General features: G+C 65.1%; 12 protein-coding genes. 3 read left to right on the forward strand and 9 right to left on the reverse strand.

Translation table 11 applies throughout. The features are described 5' to 3' along the window. Window positions 1–161: 161 nt before the first annotated feature. Entirely contained in the window at window positions 162–938 is a 777-nt protein-coding gene (gene allE / locus HMPREF9440_RS01400) for a (S)-ureidoglycine aminohydrolase (RefSeq protein ID WP_040763190.1), read from the reverse strand. A 444-nt stretch (window positions 939–1,382) separates the two neighbouring features. Continuing rightward, on the reverse strand, window positions 1,383–2,144 hold the full coding sequence (locus HMPREF9440_RS01405; protein ID WP_008540775.1) for a basic amino acid ABC transporter substrate-binding protein: 762 nt from the start codon (window positions 2,142–2,144) through the stop codon (window positions 1,383–1,385). A gap of 645 nt (window positions 2,145–2,789) precedes the next feature. Here HMPREF9440_RS01405 and carA point away from each other — a divergent pair. Together carA and carB are read left to right on the forward strand one after the other, a co-directional pair. Next, window positions 2,790–3,971, forward strand: a complete 1,182-nt coding sequence (carA, locus tag HMPREF9440_RS01410; protein ID WP_008540777.1) for a glutamine-hydrolyzing carbamoyl-phosphate synthase small subunit — start codon at window positions 2,790–2,792, stop codon at window positions 3,969–3,971. Window positions 3,972–4,014: 43 nt separating this feature from the next. Beyond that, window positions 4,015–7,257: a carbamoyl-phosphate synthase large subunit gene (carB, locus tag HMPREF9440_RS01415; protein ID WP_008540778.1), complete on the forward strand. Its 3,243-nt coding sequence runs from the start codon at window positions 4,015–4,017 to the stop codon at window positions 7,255–7,257. A 324-nt stretch (window positions 7,258–7,581) separates the two neighbouring features. Here the strand turns inward: carB and HMPREF9440_RS01420 are convergent, their stop codons facing one another. The 4 genes from HMPREF9440_RS01420 to HMPREF9440_RS01435 form a co-directional block, all read right to left on the reverse strand. Then, window positions 7,582–8,586, reverse strand: a complete 1,005-nt coding sequence (locus tag HMPREF9440_RS01420; RefSeq protein WP_008540779.1) for an ornithine carbamoyltransferase — start codon at window positions 8,584–8,586, stop codon at window positions 7,582–7,584. Window positions 8,587–8,970: 384 nt separating this feature from the next. Further along, the gene (efp, locus tag HMPREF9440_RS01425; RefSeq protein WP_008540780.1) at window positions 8,971–9,528 is read right to left on the reverse strand and encodes an elongation factor P; all 558 of its coding nucleotides are present in this window, start codon (window positions 9,526–9,528) and stop codon (window positions 8,971–8,973) included. A 198-nt stretch (window positions 9,529–9,726) separates the two neighbouring features. After that, entirely contained in the window at window positions 9,727–11,259 is a 1,533-nt protein-coding gene (locus tag HMPREF9440_RS01430; protein ID WP_008540781.1) for an amidohydrolase family protein, read from the reverse strand. A gap of 73 nt (window positions 11,260–11,332) precedes the next feature. Beyond that, the gene (locus HMPREF9440_RS01435; protein ID WP_008540782.1) at window positions 11,333–12,802 is read right to left on the reverse strand and encodes an amidohydrolase family protein; all 1,470 of its coding nucleotides are present in this window, start codon (window positions 12,800–12,802) and stop codon (window positions 11,333–11,335) included. A gap of 384 nt (window positions 12,803–13,186) precedes the next feature. Between HMPREF9440_RS01435 and HMPREF9440_RS01440 the strand changes: the two genes are divergently transcribed. Then, on the forward strand, window positions 13,187–14,665 hold the full coding sequence (locus HMPREF9440_RS01440) for a carboxylesterase/lipase family protein (RefSeq protein ID WP_008540784.1): 1,479 nt from the start codon (window positions 13,187–13,189) through the stop codon (window positions 14,663–14,665). A 23-nt stretch (window positions 14,666–14,688) separates the two neighbouring features. Here HMPREF9440_RS01440 and earP read toward each other — a convergent pair whose 3' ends face one another. From earP to uvrC, 3 genes are all read right to left on the reverse strand, one after another. After that, complete coding sequence (gene earP, locus HMPREF9440_RS01445) at window positions 14,689–15,804, reverse strand: elongation factor P maturation arginine rhamnosyltransferase EarP (protein ID WP_008540785.1); 1,116 nt, start codon at window positions 15,802–15,804, stop codon at window positions 14,689–14,691. Window positions 15,805–15,908: 104 nt separating this feature from the next. Beyond that, window positions 15,909–16,505 (reverse strand): CDP-diacylglycerol--glycerol-3-phosphate 3-phosphatidyltransferase, encoded by a 597-nt coding sequence (gene pgsA / locus HMPREF9440_RS01450; RefSeq protein ID WP_008540787.1) that lies wholly within the window; start codon window positions 16,503–16,505, stop codon window positions 15,909–15,911. 19 nt (window positions 16,506–16,524) lie between these two features. Next, window positions 16,525–18,408 (reverse strand): excinuclease ABC subunit UvrC, encoded by a 1,884-nt coding sequence (uvrC, locus tag HMPREF9440_RS01455; protein ID WP_050816055.1) that lies wholly within the window; start codon window positions 18,406–18,408, stop codon window positions 16,525–16,527. Window positions 18,409–18,761: the final 353 nt, after the last annotated feature.

Genomic DNA, 18,761 nt, shown 5'->3' on the forward strand with positions numbered 1-18,761 from the left:
GACTTCGCGGATGTCGCGGGCTTTGAAGTTTGCATCGAGAGCCATGATGATGGTTCCTTTGGTTGGTCGTGGAGGTGTTTGGTCGGTGCGGGTGGGACCGGCCGTCCCGCGTAGGGACGTGGTGGCGGCCGGCCCGAGGAGAACGCTTTGCGCCCCGCGCGTCAGATCTCGACGTCGCGGTTGCAGTCCTTCGAGTAGATGTAGGAGAACGGTTCGCGGCCGATGCCGTAGCCCGCCTGCAGCGAGAAGGCGCCCATCCAGAGGAAGTCTTCCTTCTTCGTGAGGTACCACTCGTTGTCGAGGTTGTAGGTGCCCTGACCTTCGTAGATGTAGGCGCCGTGTTCCTGGACGTGCGTTTCGACGATGTTGTGGGAGGCGCCCGGGTCGAACGAGAGGATGTGCATGTTCATGTCGAAGGCTTCTTCGAGCGGGAGGAAGTCCTTGACGTGAACGTTCGCCATGCCGTCGTAGTCGCGGAAGGGCACGTCGTTGATGTTGCCGAAGACGGCGTAGGGTTCGAGACCCTGGGGATGCGGGATGTAGCGCTGCTTGTAGAGCAGGATGCGGCCTTCCTTGCCGTTCTTCGACTTGAAGCCGATGCCGACGCCCGCGGGCGAGTAGGCGTAGCCGCCCTGCGTGAGCATTTCGGTCTTTTCGCCGACGGTCACTTCGAGTTCGACGTCGCCGTCGAGGACGTAGATGAAGGCTTCTTCGTGGGTGAGCGCGCCGTACGGGAATTCCGTGTGGGCCGTCTGGCCGAGCTTGCCGATCAACTGCACGAAGCCCGCGCCGATCTTCGGCGAGCAGAGAATCGTCATCTGCGCATCCTTGATGCCGGGGATGGTGTTGATGACGCGCCCTTCGGGCGTGATGATGGCGAAGCTGTCGCGCTTGACGATCGAGCGGTTCGAGAGCAGGTCGGCAGGATAACCGGGCATGGTTGTCTCCTCGTGAGTGGTGGGTGGGGGCTGTGGCGTCCCCCGTTTCGTTGAATCCACTATAGGAGCCTGCTTGTCCTGATCTGACGCTTTCGGCGTCAAGAACATGTCATTTCGCGCCACGCGTGATCGGAGGGAGAGGTGTTTGAAAGTTGTTGAAAAATAAGAGAAATGACGGGGATTCGTTTCTCCGTCTTCGCGTTTTCCGGGGATTTTGCGGGCGTGTCGTGGCGCAGATGGTCAACGGGTGACAGGCGAATCGTCATTTCGCGCCGAAACGGGGTCCGCGGGACGACCTCGTCTTGGTCAGACGAAAGAAACGAGGCGCCCTCCGTGCGTGGAGGGCGCCTCGCTCAATGGGAGCCGGGCGGAAAGGGAGGAGACCGGCGGTGCCCCACCCGGGGAGTCGGCATGCAGTCCGCCCGGCGTAAAGCCGTGGGTGCCTTATTCGGCGGGCTTCCCGAACCACTTGATGTGGAGTTCGTTGAAGGTGCCGTTTTCCTTCAGGATCTTCAGAGCGGCGTTCATTTCTTCAACGAGCTTCGGATTCTTCTTCGACGCGATCATCGCGAAGACGTCGGCGGTCGCCATTTCGGGAAGGTGCGTCGTCTGGCTTGCGAGCTGCGCGTTCTGCGAGAGGACGTAGTCCGTCACGGGCTTGTCGTTGATGACGGCGTCGGCGTTCCCGGCCAGCATGTTGAGGATGGCGTCGCCCGCACTGTTGAAGGTCGTCACCTGGGCGCCCTCAATCTTCTGAGCGGCGGAGGCGCTCGTCGTGCCCAACTGAACGGAAATGCGCTTCCCCTTCAGGTCGGCGAAGCCCTTGATCGAGTCGTCACCCTTCTTGGTGACGATGGTGAGGCCCGACGTGTAGAAGGGATCCGTGAAGAGCACCCGCTGCTGGCGGGCAGGCGTGATCGAAAAACCCGCGGCGCCCGTGTCGACCGTGCCCGAGAGCACCGCCGGCAGAATGGCGTCGAAACCCAATGTGACGATCGTGAGGTCCTTGTCCATTACCTTGGCCATTTCCTTCACGAGGTCGACTTCAAAGCCCTGAATCTCGCCCGTCTTGGAGTCGTAGAATTCGAACGGGGGGAAGGTCCCTTCCGTGGCGACCTTCCAGGGCTGGCCCGCAAAGACCGAACCCGTGAGCATGAGGGCGAGGAGACCGGCGGCAGCGGTCCGTTTGAAAAGCGTGTTGGTCATGGTGTTTTTCTCCGGTAAGGCGTGGAACCAACGTGGTGTCTGGGGCCGCCGCCGAAGGAGGGGATTCTCCGTCGCGCGGCGCACGGCGGACCGTAGTTTTCGTCGGCGTGCGGAAAAATTATGCGGCGCGATTTCTCCGCATTGCGTCCTTCAATTGCGATTTCAAAAAGTCTTTTGCGCTGATTCGGCCTCAATTAGGAAATCAACATTAGTTGTTGCGACCGGCCTCCATTGTTGACCGATCGGTCGACAGGGTTGCGCTCAATTGTCGACAAATGACTGACCGAAGGGCCTGGGAGGAGGTGGGTGAAGATGCTGAAGGCGGTTGATCTTCCTATGTTATCTCGTCTCTTCAGGGCTTCCTGAGAGGGATGAGGAAGGGTCTCGGAACGGCTTCCGGATCGGTCGACCGGAACGGTCCCACAATTGCCGACAATTGAGCGATCTGAGGCAACCATTTTTCGGATCGAAGCCGCGCAAACCGCTTTGGATATTCTGCCTAGATGCCCGAAATCCCCGCTGAGGGCCCGCTTCGTAAAATGACAGGAATTTGGCGCCGACTGACAGACGGTTGCCGTCCGGTCTCCGCGTGGACCACGCGGGGACCGCGAGACCCCAACCCTAGAACGAACAAGGACAAGAATCGTGGCATTACTCACCCCCAAGCGTCCCGGCGCCGCCCTCGTGCTCGCGGACGGAAGGATCTTCCACGGCCGCAGCGCGGGCGCGGCCGGCCTCACCTCGGGCGAGACCGTCTTCAACACCGCGATGACGGGTTATCAGGAAATCCTGACGGACCCCTCCTACACCGGGCAGCTCGTGACGTTGACGACGGCCCACGTCGGCAACACCGGCTGGAACGCCGAAGACATGGAGTGCGGGAAGATCGCCGCGGCGGGCCTCATCGTCAACCGCATGACGGACGTGCCTTCCAACTGGCGCGCGACGGAGTCCCTCACCGACCACCTCAAAGCGACGGGGATCGTCGCGATCACCGACCTCGACACCCGCGCGCTCACCATGCATCTGCGCACGACGGGTGCGCAGCCGGGCGCGATCATCGCGGCGGCGGAAGGTGAGCTCCCGGACGCCGACATCGAGCAGGCGAAGACCGCCGCCCAATCCTGGGGCGTGATGGTCGGCCAGGACCTCGCGAAGACCGTCACGGTCGACGCCCCCTACGAATGGACGGAAGGCGTCTGGGAAGGCGCCACGGCCGAGCGCGCCGCGGGCTTCACGACCCCTGCGGCGCAGCCGCACCACGTCGTCGCCTACGACTTCGGCGTGAAGACCAACATTCTGCGCATGCTCGCCGCGGCGGGCGTGCGCGTCACGGTGGTGCCCGCCGAGACCTCGTTCGAGGAAGCGATGGCGCTCTCCCCCGACGGGATCTTCCTCTCGAACGGCCCCGGCGACCCTGCGCCCTGCACGTACGCGATCGAAGTCGCCAAGAAGGCGATCGCCGCCAAGGTGCCGCTCTTCGGCATCTGCCTCGGGCACCAGATCATGGGGCTTGCGGTCGGCGCGCAGACCCTCAAGATGAAGTTCGGCCACCACGGCGCGAACCACCCGGTCGAAGACGTCCGCACGCACCGCGTCTACATCACGAGCCAGAACCACGGCTTCGCGGTCGACGAAAAGACGCTCCCCGCGAACGCGCAGGTGACGCACCGCTCGCTCTTCGACGGTTCGCTCCAGGGCTTTGAATTGACCGATGCGCCCGCCTTCTGCTTCCAGGGTCACCCGGAAGCGAGCCCCGGCCCGCACGACATTTCGCCCCTCTTCGCGCACTTCGTCGAATTGATCGAAGCGAAGAAGAACGCCTGAAGCGCCCACGACCGACCGTAAAGAAAAGAAGAGACACTGAACCATGCCCAAGCGCACAGACATTCAATCCATCCTCATCATCGGCGCGGGTCCGATCGTGATCGGCCAAGCCTGCGAATTCGACTATTCGGGCGTGCAGGCCTGCCGCGTGCTCCGCGAAGAGGGCTACCGCGTGATCCTGGTGAACTCGAACCCCGCCACGATCATGACCGATCCGCAGACGGCGGACGCGACCTACATCGAACCCATCACCTGGGAAACGCTGGAGCGCATCATCGCGAAGGAGCGCCCCGACGCCATCCTCCCGACGATGGGCGGGCAGACCGCCTTGAACTGCGCGATGGACCTCGTGAACGAAGGGATCCTCGAGAAGTACGGCGTGGAGCTGATCGGCGCGTCGCCGGAAGCCATCGAAAAGGCCGAAGACCGCGAACGCTTCAAGGCGCTGATGGGCGAAATCGGGCTTGAGTGCGCGCGCTCGGGCGTCGCGCACACGTTGGAAGGCGCCGCGGAAGTCCTCGAGTCGACGGGCTTCCCCGCGGTGATCCGTCCGTCCTTCACGTTGGGCGGCACCGGGGGCGGCATCGCCTACAACATGGAGGAATTCGTCGAGATCGTCGGCCGCGGGCTGGAGCTCTCGCCCACGCATGAGGTGTTGATCGAAGAGTCGCTCCTCGGTTGGAAGGAATTCGAGATGGAAGTGGTCCGCGACAAGGCGGACAACGCGATCATCGTCTGCTCGATCGAAAACCTCGATCCGATGGGCGTGCACACCGGCGACTCGATCACGGTGGCGCCCGCGCAGACGCTCTCCGACCGCGAGTACCAGGCGATGCGCGATGCGTCGATGGCGGTGCTGCGCGTGATCGGCGTCGACACCGGGGGTTCGAACGTCCAGTTCGCGCTCGACCCGAAGACGGGCCGCATGATCGTCATCGAAATGAACCCGCGCGTCTCGCGCTCCTCCGCCCTGGCGTCGAAAGCCACGGGCTTCCCGATCGCGAAGATCGCGGCGAAGTTGGCGGTGGGCTATACGCTCGACGAACTCAGGAACGACATGACGGGCGGCAAGACCCCGGCGTCGTTCGAACCCGCGATCGACTACGTCGTCGTGAAGTGCCCGCGCTTCGCGTTTGAAAAGTTCCCCGCGGCGGACGACCGCCTCACGACCCAGATGAAGTCCGTGGGCGAAGTGATGGCGATCGGCCGCAGCTTCCAGGAAGCGCTCCAGAAGGCGTTGCGCGGTCTTGAAACCGGGAAGGACGGGCTCACTCCTGTCACGACCGACAAGACGAAGCTCGTGCGCGAACTCTCCGTTCCGGGGCCCGAACGCCTCTTCTGGGTGGCGGATGCGATGCGCCTCGGGATGACGCTGGAGGACATCCACCGCCATACGAAGATCGACTGGTGGTTCCTGCGCGAGATCGCGGAATTGATCGACATGGAAAAGGCGGTCGAAGGGCACGCCCTCGCGGAAGTCGATGCCGCCGACATGCGCCTCCTGAAGGCCGCGGGCTTCTCCGACAAGCGGATCGCCACGCTGACGGGTGCGAAGGAAGCCGAAGTGCGCGCCGCGCGTCAGGCGTTCGGGATCCGCCCGGTCTACAAGCGCGTCGACACCTGCGCCGCGGAATTCGCAACGACGACCGCGTACCTCTACTCGACCTACGGTTCGACCGAACTCTGCGAAGCCGAACCCACCTCGAAGAAGAAGGTGATGGTGCTGGGCGGCGGCCCCAACCGCATCGGGCAGGGCATCGAATTCGACTACTGCTGCGTGCACGCCGCGATGGCGCTTCGCGAAGACGGTTGGGAAACCATCATGGTGAACTGCAACCCCGAAACCGTCTCGACCGACTACGACACGTCGGACCGCCTCTACTTCGAGCCGGTGACGTTCGAAGACGTGCTCGCGGTCTGTGAAGCCGAAAAGCCCGACGGTGTGATCGTGCAGTACGGCGGTCAGACGCCGCTCAAAATCTGCCGCGCCCTGGAGGCCGCGGGCGTTCCCATCATCGGGACCTCGCCCGACGCGATCGACTGCGCGGAAGACCGTGAACGCTTCCAGGCGTTGATCAACGAACTCGGCCTTCGTCAGCCGCCCAACCGCATCGCCCGCACCGAAACGGAAGCGCTGGAGAAGGCGGCCGAGATCGGCTATCCGTTGGTCGTGCGCCCGAGCTACGTGCTGGGCGGCCGCGCGATGGACATCGTGCACACGCCGGAACGCCTCACCAAGTATATGCAGGAAGCCGTCAAGGTTTCGCCTGAGAGCCCCGTCCTTCTGGACCGGTTCTTGGACGACGCGATCGAACTCGACGTCGACGCGGTCGCGGACGGCGAAGTCGTGGCCGTGGGCGGCGTGATGGAACACATCGAGCAGGCGGGCGTCCACTCGGGCGACAGCGCGTGCTCGCTCCCGCCCTACAGCCTCGCCCCTGCGTTGATCGACGAAATCCGCCGTCAGACCCGCGAAATGGCGAAGGCCTTGAAGGTGGTCGGCCTCATGAACGTGCAGTTCGCCGTTCAGAACGCCCACACCTCGCACCCGGACATCTTCGTCCTCGAAGTGAACCCGCGCGCGTCCCGCACGGTGCCCTTCGTCTCGAAGGCGACGGGGAACGCCCTTGCCAAGATCGCGGTGCGCGCGATGTCGGGCGTGACGCTCGCGAAGCAGGGCCTCACAGTCGAAAAGCTCGAGAAGCAGCCTCCGTACTTCAGCGTCAAGGAAGCCGTCTTCCCGTTCGCGAAGTTCCAGGGCGTCGACCCGGTCCTCGGGCCGGAAATGCGCTCGACGGGCGAAGTGATGGGCGTGGGCCGCAGCTTCGCGGAAGCGCACAGGAAGAGCCAGGTCGCGGCGGCCTCGAGCCTCCCCGACGGCGGCACGGCGTTCCTGTCGGTGCGGAATTCCGACAAGCCCAAGGTCATCGTCTGCGCGCATGAACTCCGCCACGCCGGGTTCGACCTCATCGCGACGGAAGGCACCGCCGCGGCGATCGAGGCCGCCGGGATCCCGTGCAGGAGCGTCAGCCGCGTTCACGAAGGGCGCCCGAACGTGATCGACCTGATCAAGAACCACGAGATCAGCTTGGTCGTGATGTCGGTCGCGGAACACGAAGGCGAACTCGACGACGCGGGCGCCATCCGCCGCACGTGCCTCGCCGAACAGGTCACGTACCACACGACGATGGCGGGCGGCCTCGCCGCCGCAGAAGGGATCCGCGCCGGCCGCAAGGGCGACGTCTACGACCTCCATGACCTCCACGCGGAGGCTCTGGGCGCGTAAGACGCACGCTTGAGTCCCAAGCACACGAAGGCCCGTCGTCCGGCAGCGGACGGCGGGCTTTTCGTCGATGGTGGGGATTTTTGTTGACGGAAGCGGGGAGGCCTTGTTGTCGGAACTGGGAATTCTTGCTGACGGAAGTGGGGAGATCCTGTTGTCGGAAGTGGGGAATTCTTATTGACGTTTTTGGGGAGTTCTTGTCGTCGCTGGCCGTTCGCCGACCCCGCCGCGCTCGACGCGCACCGGGCGTCCGGATCCGCCCCAAACGAAACGGGCCGCCCCGCAAAGGGACGGCCCGATTCGGAATCAACCGTTCAGCCGGTCAGCTCAGGAGAGCGACGCGACCATCGCGGCCTTGATCGTGTGGAGGCGGTTCGAGGCCTGATGGAAGACGATCGAGGCGGGCGACTCGAAGACTTCTTCGGTGACTTCGATGCCGTTGGCGAGGTTCGGGTACATCGCGGCGATTTCCTTGCCGACCTTGGTTTCCGTGTTGTGGAAGGCCGGGAGGCAGTGCATGAGCTTCACTTCGGGGTTGCCGGAAGCGGCCATGAGCTGGGCGTTCACCTGGTAGGGCATGAGAAGCGCGATGCGTTCGTCCCAAACTTCCTTCGGTTCGCCCATCGAGACCCAGATGTCCGTGTGGATGAAGTCCGTGCCCTGGACGGCCTCGACCGGATCTTCCGTGATCGTGATCTTGGCGCCCGAGGTCTTCGCCATTTCCTGGCAGAGGTGGATCAGGTCGAGCGAGGGCCAAAGCGACTTCGGCGCGGCGATGCGCACGTCCATCCCCATCTTGGCGCCCACCATCAGGAGCGAATTCCCGGTGTTGAAGCGGGCGTCGCCCAGGTACGTGAAGGCGATGTCCTTCCACTTCTTGCCGCAGGATTCCTTCATCGTCATCAGGTCGCAGAGCATCTGCGTCGGATGCCATTCGTCCGTGAGGCCGTTGAAGACCGGCACGCCCGCGTACTGGGCGAGCTCTTCGACGGTCGTCTGCGCGAAGCCGCGGTATTCGATGGCGTCGTACATGCCGCCCAGAACCCGGGCGGTGTCCTTGATGCTTTCCTTGTGGCCGATCTGGGAGGTGCTGGGCTCAAAGTACGTCGTGTGCGCGCCCTGGTCGTAGGCGGCGACCTCGAAGGCGGAGCGCGTCCGGGTGGAGGTCTTCTCGAAAATGAGCGCGATGTTCTTGCCCTTCAGGAGCTGCGGTTCGTTGCCGAGCTTCTTCGCGCGTTTCAGGTCGATCGCGAGGTCGACGAGGTAGTCGATTTCTTCGGCGGTGTGATGAACGAGGCTGAGGAGATGACGGTTCTTGAGGTTGACGGCCATGGGTGCACCTGTCGTTGCTGAGGCTTGTGTGAGGGGGTAAGGCTGAGGAAAGACCGGCCGGCGGGAACGCTCGGGTCGCTGAGGATCAGAGGGCCCGCGCGGGACGAATCTCACCGGTCGGTTAAGGGATTGTCGCAAACCGGCGGGCCTCTCCACTGAGGCGTTTTGCGTAGGGTGGATGATGCCGCGCAACGGCCGAATCCAGTCGTAACCCTTTGATTTCAATGGTTTGCATATGGTCGACCATTGGCGAAGAACGGTTGACCGGAGACGCGCCTATGGTCGGTCGGGCGAAGGTCGGAGGGGCTCCCGAACCCCAAAAAGAAAAAGGTCCGAAAACCATATGGTTCTCGGACCCCTGAGCCGTCGGCAGGTGCCTTCAGCTTACTTCACGCGGTTGCGGTATTCGCCGGTGCGCGTGTCGATTTCGATCTTGTCGCCGGTTTCAACGAAGGCCGGGACGGCGAGTTCGTAGCCGGTGGCGATCTTGGCGGGCTTCATCACCTTGCCGGACGTGTCGCCCTTGACGGCGGGTTCCGTGTAGGTGATTTCGCGCACGAGGATCGTCGGGAGTTCGATCGAGATGGCGCGGCCTTCGTAGAAGACCGCTTCGGCGGGCATGCCGTCCTCAAGGTACTTGAGGGCTTCGGCCATCACGTCGGCGTCGACTTCGTACTGGTTGTACTCTTCGTCCATCCAGACGTAGTGCGGATCGGCGAAGTAGGAGTAGGTCACTTCCTTGCGTTCGAGGATGAGGTCTTCGAACTTGTCGTCGGCGCGGAAGACGGTTTCCGTCATGGCGTTCGTCAGAAGATTCTTCATCTTCATCTTGACGACGGAGGCGCCTCGGCCACCCTTGGAGTATTCGGACTTGACGACGACCATCGGGTCCTTGCCGACCATGAAGACGTTGCCGAGGCGAAGTTCCTGTGCGGTTTTCATTTGTTTGGTTACCCTGTACAGCGGTTCATGCGTCCCTCGCCTCCCGCAGCGGGCGCTGATGTCGCACGATGCGGGCATCAGAGGGCGGAGGACGCCAAAAACGTTAAGCTTGTTATTTTATCAAAAACGTGAAGAGCGCATTCACGGCGGAGGCGTCTTTCGAAAAGCACGCGTCCCCGCCGAGCCCTCCGCGTCCGCTCAGTCCCAGAAGGGGACGGCGTCTTTGAGGGCGCTGCGCCCCACGAAGCCGGCCTTCAATTTCTCGTGGTAGCGTTCGCCCGCCGCCTGGAGCGCGCTCATCGCTTCCGGACGGATCCCGAGCACACGGCCCGCTTCCACGATCGGGCGGCCTTCCACCCACACGTCCGTGATGTCGGTCGCCGCGGCGGCCATCGCGAGCGTGCGCACCGGATCGTCGAAGGTCCCGAGCCAGGGATTCGTCATCGGAATTCGGATGAAGTCCGCTCGGGCGCCTTCCGTGAGGCGTCCGAGGTCGGGGCGGCGGAGCGCATCGGCGCCCCCGCGGGTGTACGCGTCCCAAAAGTCGATGAAGCGGGCGTTCTCAACGTTTCCGCCCGTGTGGGAGAGCGCGAACATCTGGCCCACCCGCATGATCATGAAGGGGTCGGGCGGGAAGGTGTCGGACCCCATCGTCATGCGGATCCCTGCGGCCTTGTATCGACCGAAATTGTCGAGGCTCGCGCCGGTGCGCCCGTAGACCAACGGACAGTGGATGACGGCCGTGCCCGCGCGGGCCAGCTTCACGAGGTCGGCGTCCCCCGGAATGTCCGTGAAGGCGCTCCCCGTCGTCCAGGCGGCGTGCGGGAGGAGGAGCCGGTCGTTGAGAAGCTCCAGACGTTCGAGATGTTCGACGGGCGTGCAGCCCAAGGTCTCACGGGTCCACCGCCACTCGAATTCGCTCTGCGCGGCGTGAAGTTTGAGGAGCAGGTCGTGCTCCCGGCAGAAGTCGCCCACCTCCCGGAGCACCGCGTCGCTCTGAAGTTCGATCCGCTCGGGCGTCATCATCGTGGTGATGAGTCCGCCTCCGTAGTCCGCGAAGTCGCCGACGAAGCGCTTCGCGGCCTCGAACCCGGGGCGGCCGTCATCGGGGAGAGGCATCACGATGCGGCGGCCCGCCTCTTCGTCCCAGACGTGCCCCGCGCCCAAGAAACCCACGCCCAGCCACGCGCGAAGCCCCAGGTGCGCCGCGTGCTTCGCCGCCGCGGCGATTTCGCCGTAGGTCTCCCCGGCCGCCTTGTAGTAGGTGCAGGTGATGGGGCACGCCGACGTCACCCCGCGGCGCAGGAGCTGCACGTACGCAAAGAGCGATTTGAAGGCCTCTTCCCCGGCGGTCATCGACTCTTCCGTGCCGCCTTCCACATAGTCCTTGGACCAGAAGAGCTTTTCCGGGCGCTTCTGCTCGGACCAGATGAGGTGGTGGTCGATGTCGCCCAGGGCGTTCAAATCCACGAACCCCGGCGCCACGAAGGAATCCGTCCAGTCGAGCGTCTCGTCGACGTGGTGCGTGAGCTTCCCGCCCACCGCCAGAATGCGGCCGTCCGCCACCAGCATTTCGCCCTCGGGGATCACGACGAGCTCGCCCGCCTTTTCAGCGAGGAGTGCGCGCGTGCGGATTTTGATCACCTTCTTCGTGGGCTCGGGAAGGCGTGCGTAGGGGCTCTGGAAAACGGCGTAGAGCTCGGCGTCGGTCATGTCGGTCATATTGGTCATGTCGGTCTGTGCGGTTCTTCTTGTCGGTGCGGAATCCATTGTGCGTCCGGTGAGCGCTCACTCACTCACGTTCTCAAGGGAGCCGGGGTTCGAAGACGTGGTTGCGGTAGTCCCAGAAGGTGTCGGAAGGCTTCAGGAGCTTTTCGAGCCCGGCACGGCGGATGGCGGCGGAGGATTCTTCCGCGGCGTCGCGGAGCACCTCCGCTTCGTCGACCGTCAGGACTTGGCGGCCCCGCATCACCCAGCGGCCTTCGACCATGACGTCCGCGACGTCGGCGGCGTTCCCGTAGAGCATGAGGGTGTGCACCGGGAGGTGCGTGGGCGCGAGGTGGGGTTGGCGCATGTCGACGGTGATGAGGTCGGCGAGCTTCCCAGGTTCGATGCTCCCGAGATCGTGCTCGCGGCCCACCGCCCGCGCGGCGTCGATCGTGATCATCGAGAGCATCTTTCCGGGCGGCAGGTAGTAGAAGTCGTTCAGAGCGCCCTGCTGGATCATCGCGAGGTTCCGCACGGCCTGAATGAGGTCGTAGGGGATGCCGGGGGCGACCCCGTCCGTCGTCGCCGCGACGTTGACGCCGAGGCCGAGGAGTTCGGGCACCGGGCATCGCGTGACGTACTGGCCCCAGGCGGGCGTGGTCGTCACGTGCGTCCCCGTTTCGGCGAGGATCAGCGCTTCGTCGAAAGAAATCCCCTTGCAGTGCTGCAGGTGCACGTCGGGCCCCAGAAGCGCGTCGTCCGACTGCTTCGCAAGCCGGATCATCCCGCCGAAGGCTTCGGTGTGGATGCGGGTCTTCTGGCGACTCGCGATCTCCCGCACCGCACGCATCATCTTTCGGTCGAGGTCGGTCAGCTTCACCGCGCGGTCGGCGGGCGTGGGGCCGGAGGGCTCGACCGAGCCCACCAGCACGAAGGGCGCGATGAAGGCCTGGATCCGCCCGTCGAAGGTGCCGTTCACAAGTTCGATCGCCTCTTCGGTCTTCGTCATGATCTCGTCGAACGTCAGCGAAACGCTTTCCCAACGGCCCTCCCGGTACTGGTGGAAGCCGCGCGGATAGGGCGGGTTCGAGGGACCGACCGCCACGATCTGGCGGTTGCCGACGGCACCGTACCCGCGGCTGTTCTCGACCGCAATCCTCGGGTCGTCCGCGCGCTGCGCGTTGGTGAGGACCGAGACGCCGAGCGTGATCCCCGCCTTGAGACGCTCCAACGCCGCAAGGCGCCCCTCGGCGTACCAGTAGCCGGGCGTCGTGTGATGGTGGTAGATCTTCTCCATGTACGCCATCCAAAAGGAGCGCGTGTCCCACCCGAGCGCGCGGTTCATCGTGTGGCCGGCGTGGGCGTGCGCGTCGATGAAGCCCGGGAGGATGAGCTTTCCCGAACAGTCGACGACCTTGACGTCGCCCAAAGCATTGGGGTCGAAGGCCGACGCCCGGTCGGCCCGCACGATGCGGCCGGCCTCGATGAGGACGGCCCCGTCGGGAATGATGCGGCGTTCGGCATCCATCGTGACGACGGTGCCGTGCGTGAGAAGCATGCGGGCCATGGCGGATCCTCCGGAGAAAGCAGATCACTCGATTCTCGAAAGACGGTCCGGAGAAGGCCATGCCTTCCGGCGACATGAACTTGTCTTCGGGCGACATGCGGGAAAGTGCCCAAAAGTCGACGAGGGTCGACTCAGGCGGGCCGCCGCGCAGAAAAGATCCCCGAGAAACCGCAAGGGGAGACGCGCCGACCGGGACGGAGGGCCTTTCCCTTCAACGCCTGCCTTGTGGCGCGCCATGAAGGATGAGCGACGCTGCGCATCCGCCGAAGTCCGCGGCCGCCGTCAGGCCCGGTCCCTAACACGCCTTCTTACGCGCGTAACTCCCGGACGTATCCTTCGAAGCATTCGACCACACTCGACCAACCCCCTCGGAGGAGACCCAAGATGATCCAACGCCGAACTCTGATCCGCGCCGCCGCGGCGCTTTCCGCCGCCCCGGCGGCCCTGACGCTCTCGGGCTGCGCTTCTACTGCCCAGCCTTCCGACCCCACGCGCGTGCGCGTTGCGGGCGGGTGGCTCCAGGGCGCGCGTTCGGAGCGCGCCGACAAGGTCGTCGTCTTCTGGAACGTCCCCTTCGGCGAGAATCCCTACACGGCCGAACGCCGCTTCTTGGCGCCCGTGCCGGCCGCCCCGTGGGAAGGCGTGCGCGACGCGACGAAGCCGGGTTCGATTCCCTTGCAGCCCGCCCGCGACGGGAAGGGCATGATCGGAGGCGGCGACGCGTTGGTGCTCAACGTCTGGGCGCCCGAAGGCGCCCAAGGCTGTCCCGTGATGGTGTGGATTCCGGGTGGTGGGTCCACCAACTGCGACAACAACGATCCGCGCTTCGACGGTTCCGCCTTCGCACGGGACGGCGTCGTGCTGGTGACGCTCAACTACCGCGTCAACGTCGACGGCTTCCTCAAGCTCGAAGGCGGCGACTCGGACAACGGCGTGCGCGACATGATCCTCGGGCTCACCTGGGTGCGGGACAACATCGCCGCCTTCGGCGGCGACCCCGCCCGCGTGACGGTCTTCGGGCAGTCGGCGGGCGGCACCCACATCACGAGTCTCCTCGCGTCCCCCTTGGCCCGCGGGCTCTTCTCGCAGGCGATCATTCAGAGCCCGTCGGCGGTCGCGCAGTGGTCGACCCCGGCGGACGCGGACCACGCCGCGAAGGTCTTCTCGGAAAAGCTCGGTATTGCGCCGACGCGCGCCGCCTTCACGGCGTTCCCCGAAGCCGACCTCATCGCCATGCGGAAGATCGTGGGCGGTCTCGCGCAGGACGAGGACTGGGGTCGCTTCTCGAAGGGGAATACCGCCGTCTTCAAGCCGTACGTCGACGGCGAAGTGCTCACCGCCCGTCCGGTCGACGCGATCCGGGCTGGGGCCGCGGCGTGCGTGCGCGTCCTGGCCGGGTGCGCCCGCGAAGAGTGGCGTCACTACGTCGTCCCCTCGGGCGCGATCGAAAAGCTGGGCGAAATCTTCACGCGGATGCAGGGCGACCTCATCTTCCGGATGCCCTGCAACAAGCTCCTCGAATCGCTTGCCGCCGCGGGGACCCCCGTCTGGGCGTATTCGTTCGACCGCCGCAGTCAGGTGAAGGGCAAGTCGGGCGCCGTGATCGGCGCCGCGCACTCCTGCGACGTGCCCTACGTCTTCGGGACTTTGGACGCGCCGGGTTCGGTCGCCGCGAACGGTGCGGACGCCCCGCAGGCGTTGTCGGACGAGATGCACGCCGCCTGGGTGCGGTTTGCGAAGACCGGGAATCCCGGTTGGGCGGCGTTCGAGACGGAAAAGCGCTTCACGCGCCTCTTCGACGAGGAAGTGCGCACACACTCCGACCCGTGGGCCTTTGAGCGCCGGGCGATGAAGCTCGACTGATCCCGCCGACGGAAGCGGTTCCGTCAGCCTTGGAGCACCCGCGCGACGATGTGCCGCGCGAGGTCTCCGCGCCCGATGAGACGCCCGGCCCAACGCCGGGCGTCGTCGTTCAAGGCGCCCGCATCCGCCGCGGCGAGCCACGCGGACATCACGGCGTCGTCCGCCGCATCCTCCACCCAAAGGGCGTTCGCCGTGCGGGCGCGCTCGTCCGCCGCGCGCTTCTCCAACCACGCGTTGAGTTTGATGCGGTGCGCAAGGTCTTCGGTCGGGTAGGTCGCCCAAAGGAAGGGGAGCGCGGCCAACTGCGCGCGCACGAAGCTGTCTTCACCCCTCACGACGCCGGCGTCGGCGCTCCAGAGGATCTCGTCGAACTGCGGCTGCGGCACGAAGGGCGTGCGGCGCACGATCAGGTGCTTCTCGTCCGAGAGCATCGCCTCCAGGCGGTCCCCGGCTTCGCCCGGGGCCAGAAGAACGTTGCGGCGAAGGGGCGAATTCTTCAGCATCCGCGCGAGCGCGTCGAGGTCGTTCACGGGGTAGCAGAAGACGAAGAAGGCGGGGAGCACCGGATCGGCGTTGAGCGACCGGAGGAGCTTCTCTCGGCCGTTCCCGGCCTCGAAGGCCGCACGGCGCGCGGCGTAGTCGTCCTCGACCATCACGCCCCCGGTGCGGTCCGTGAAGCTCGGGAAGAACCAAAGCTTCCTGATCCCGAGCGTCGGGTGCAGGCCCCAGACGTCGTGGCAGGTCTCGACCCAATCCTCGGCCGAGAGGTAGTCGAGGTTGATCCAAAAGGGCGCTTGGCCCGTTTCGGCCGAAGACGCCATCGCGCCCTCATAGGCTTCCGGGAGCCGGCACCCGAAGGTTTCGATGACGAGGGGCGCCGGAGCGAACCCGTCCGCCTCGCCCGCCGCGGCGAAGGCGTCCCAGTCGACGACTTCGACGCCGAGTGCGGTTTGGCACTTCGCCGTCGGGTTCACGTCCGCGGCGATCTTGGCCAAGACGTCGACGCGGTCGATGATGAGCCGCGGGGCGATGCCGAGCGCGGCGAAGCGCTGCGCGAGCCGCCAGCAGACGCCGGCGTCGCCGAAGTTGTCGACGACGCGGCAGAAGATGTCGGTGCGGGAGGGAGTCGTGGCGGTCATGGCGTCGGAGAGGTGTTCGGAGGTTGATGAAAGAGGCTGAAGAAAAGGGCGCCCGCACGTCATGGGGCGCCCGGTCATGGTGTCGGCGTCGGAGGCTCGCTTACTCAGAGCCCGCCGTGCTTGTTGAAGAACGGCACCGCGGCGCGCAGGTACACGTACATCGAGTAGATCGTGAGCACCGCGGCGATGAGGATGAGGACCTCGCCGATCACGGCGATGTTGATTCCGAAGACCGGGTCGTACCAAAGGAGGCACGTGATCGCGGTCATCTGCGCGATCGTCTTGATCTTCCCGTACCAATTGACCTTGACGAGGCCGGATTCGCCGATCTTCGCCATCCATTCGCGAAGGGCCGAGACGGTGATTTCGCGCCCGATGATGATCATCGCGATCGCCATGTCGCAGCGGCCGAGCCCCACCAACGCGACCAACGCGGCCGACACGAGAAGCTTGTCGGCGACGGGATCGAGAAACGCCCCCATCGGCGTCGCCCAGCCTTCGTATCGGCGGGCGAGGAAGCCGTCCAACGCGTCCGTCACGGACGCGACCACGAAGACGATCGCGGCGATGCTGTTCACCCAGTAGGCGGAGAGCCAGCGCTCCGGCAGGTAGAAGATCCCGATCACGAGCGGAATCATCGCGATGCGCGCCCAGGTGAGCGCCATCGGCACGTTCATTTGAAAGGGGGGCTTGAGCTTCATGGTTGGGGGTTGAACCTGTTTAATGGAGCTGAGCGTAGATGCGTTCGGCGAGCGTTCGGGAAATGCCTTCCACCCGCGCGATGTCTTCGATGCCGGCGTTGGACAACTGGCGCAAGCCGCCGAAATAGGTAAGTAGTTTAGCGCGTCTCTTGGGGCCGATGCCTTCGAGATCTTCGAGCCTCGAGGCGTTTCTCGTCTTGGCGCGTTTGGCGCGCATCCCGGTGATGGCGAAGCGGTGCGCCTCGTCGCGGACTTCGGCGACCAACATCAAGGCGCGCGACATGCTCCCCAACACGAGGGGCTCGCGCGTCTCGCCGTCGATCTCGGGAAAGACGAGCGTCTCCAGGCCGGTCTTTCGGCCTTCGCCCTTGGCTACGCCCACGATCGTGGAGAGGTCGAGTCCGAGTTCGAGAAAAACCTGCCTCGCCATCTCGACCTGACCGCGCCCGCCGTCGATGAGCACGATCGTCGGGAGCTCGGCTTCGCCGCGCGCGACCGGCGCGTACCGGCGCTCGAGCACCTGCCGCATCGCCGCGTAGTCGTCGCCGGGCTCGATCCCGGTGATGTTGAAGCGGCGGTAGCGCGAGCTCTGCATGCGGCCTTCCGCATAGACGACGCAGGAGGCCTGCGTCGCTTCGCCTTGGGTGTGCGAGATGTCGAAGCACTCGATCGAGACCGTCATCGGGTCGCCGTCGTCGGGCGTCAAGCCCAGTACTTCAATGAGATCCCTGAGACGCGCGATCTGCGTGCCTTCCTCCTGAAGGCGGCGCTGGAGCGCGATCCCCGCACCCTGCACGCACATCTCAAGCCAGCGGCGGCGCTGCTCGCGGGGTTCCGACACGACCGTGACGCGCCGGCCCGCCATGTCGGTGAGAAGGTCGGACAAGCGCTCCGCAAAGCCGGGGTCGGCTTCGTCGGGTTCGACGACGACCACCGTCGGGACGCTCATGTCGGCGTAGTGCTGCGAGACGAAGGCTTCGAGGATTTCCGCTTTCGAAGGCATCATTTCGTCCGAGCGCGCGTTGATCTTGGGCCAGCTCGCGCGGTCGCCCAAGTGGCGCCCGCCCCGCACCATCGCGAGGTTCACGCAGACGACGGGGCCCGAGGACGCCACCGCGAGGATGTCCGCGTCGGTGTCCTGCCCGGTGCTCTCGACCGCCTGTTGGCTCCGCACGGCGGCCAACGCCGCGATGCGGTCGCGCCAGCGGGCGGCCTCTTCAAAGGCCCAGGCTTCGCTCGCGGCCCACATGCGCTTCTCGAACTCTTCGACGAGGTCGCTCGTGCGGCCCTCTAGAAAAGCGGCCGCCCGCTCGCAGTCCTTCGCGTAGTCTTCGCTCGAAATGCGCCCGCAGCAGGGCGCGGAGCAGCGCTCGATCTGCCCCAAAAGGCACGGGCGCGAGCGGTTCGAGAAGACGGCGTTCTCGCAGGTGCGAAGCCCGAAGACCTTCTGCAGGATCTGAATGGCTTCGCGCACGGCGGTGGAATTGGGGTAGGGCCCGAAGAAGCGGCTCGCGCGGTCGACGCCGCCGCGGTAGTAGGAAAGCCGCGGGAAGGCCTCCGGCCCCAACTTGATGTACGGGTAGCTCTTGTCGTCCCGAAAGAGGATGTTGTACTTGGGCGAGAGCGTCTTGATGAGGTTGTTTTCCAGCAGAAGCGCTTCCGCTTCGCTTCGCGTCACCGTCGTTTCGAGCTTCGCGATTTGGCGGACCATGATCGCGATGCGGGGCGACAGGTCAGACTTCTGGAAGTAGGACGACACGCGCTTCTTGAGGTCGCGCGCCTTCCCGACGTAGAGGCACCGGCCCTCGGCGTCGAAGTAGCGGTAGCAGCCCGGGAGGTTCGGGAGCGTCGGGAGTTCCTTCGCGGGGTCGAAGGGCGGAAGCTCGGGCGCTTCGGCCGTCAGGACCGGCCCGCCGTCGGCTTTCCCGGCATCTTCAGCGGAGTCATCGGTTCCTTGTTCGGATGAGGCCGACCAGGGTGCCGCCTCGGCGTCGGAAGCTGAATCAGCGGGAACGGCGGGATCGTCAAGATCGTCGTCTTCAGGGCGGTCGGTGCCGGGCTCGGTCTTCAAGCGCGCTCTCCAGGAAGGGATTCGGGCGGGGATGTCGTGGGTGAAGGCTTCCTCTATGGAAAGCCTTCGGGCAACGCTCCGATTCTATCGAAGGACGGCGGCTCCCCGCGGGCGGTTTCGGTCCGCCGAAAGGAGGAGGCCGATGCGCGGAGCGGCCCGAGCGATCCTCCCCGGGCCGTCCTTCG

Source organism: Sutterella parvirubra YIT 11816 (genome assembly GCF_000250875.1).
Lineage (GTDB): Bacteria > Pseudomonadota > Gammaproteobacteria > Burkholderiales > Burkholderiaceae_F > Sutterella > Sutterella parvirubra.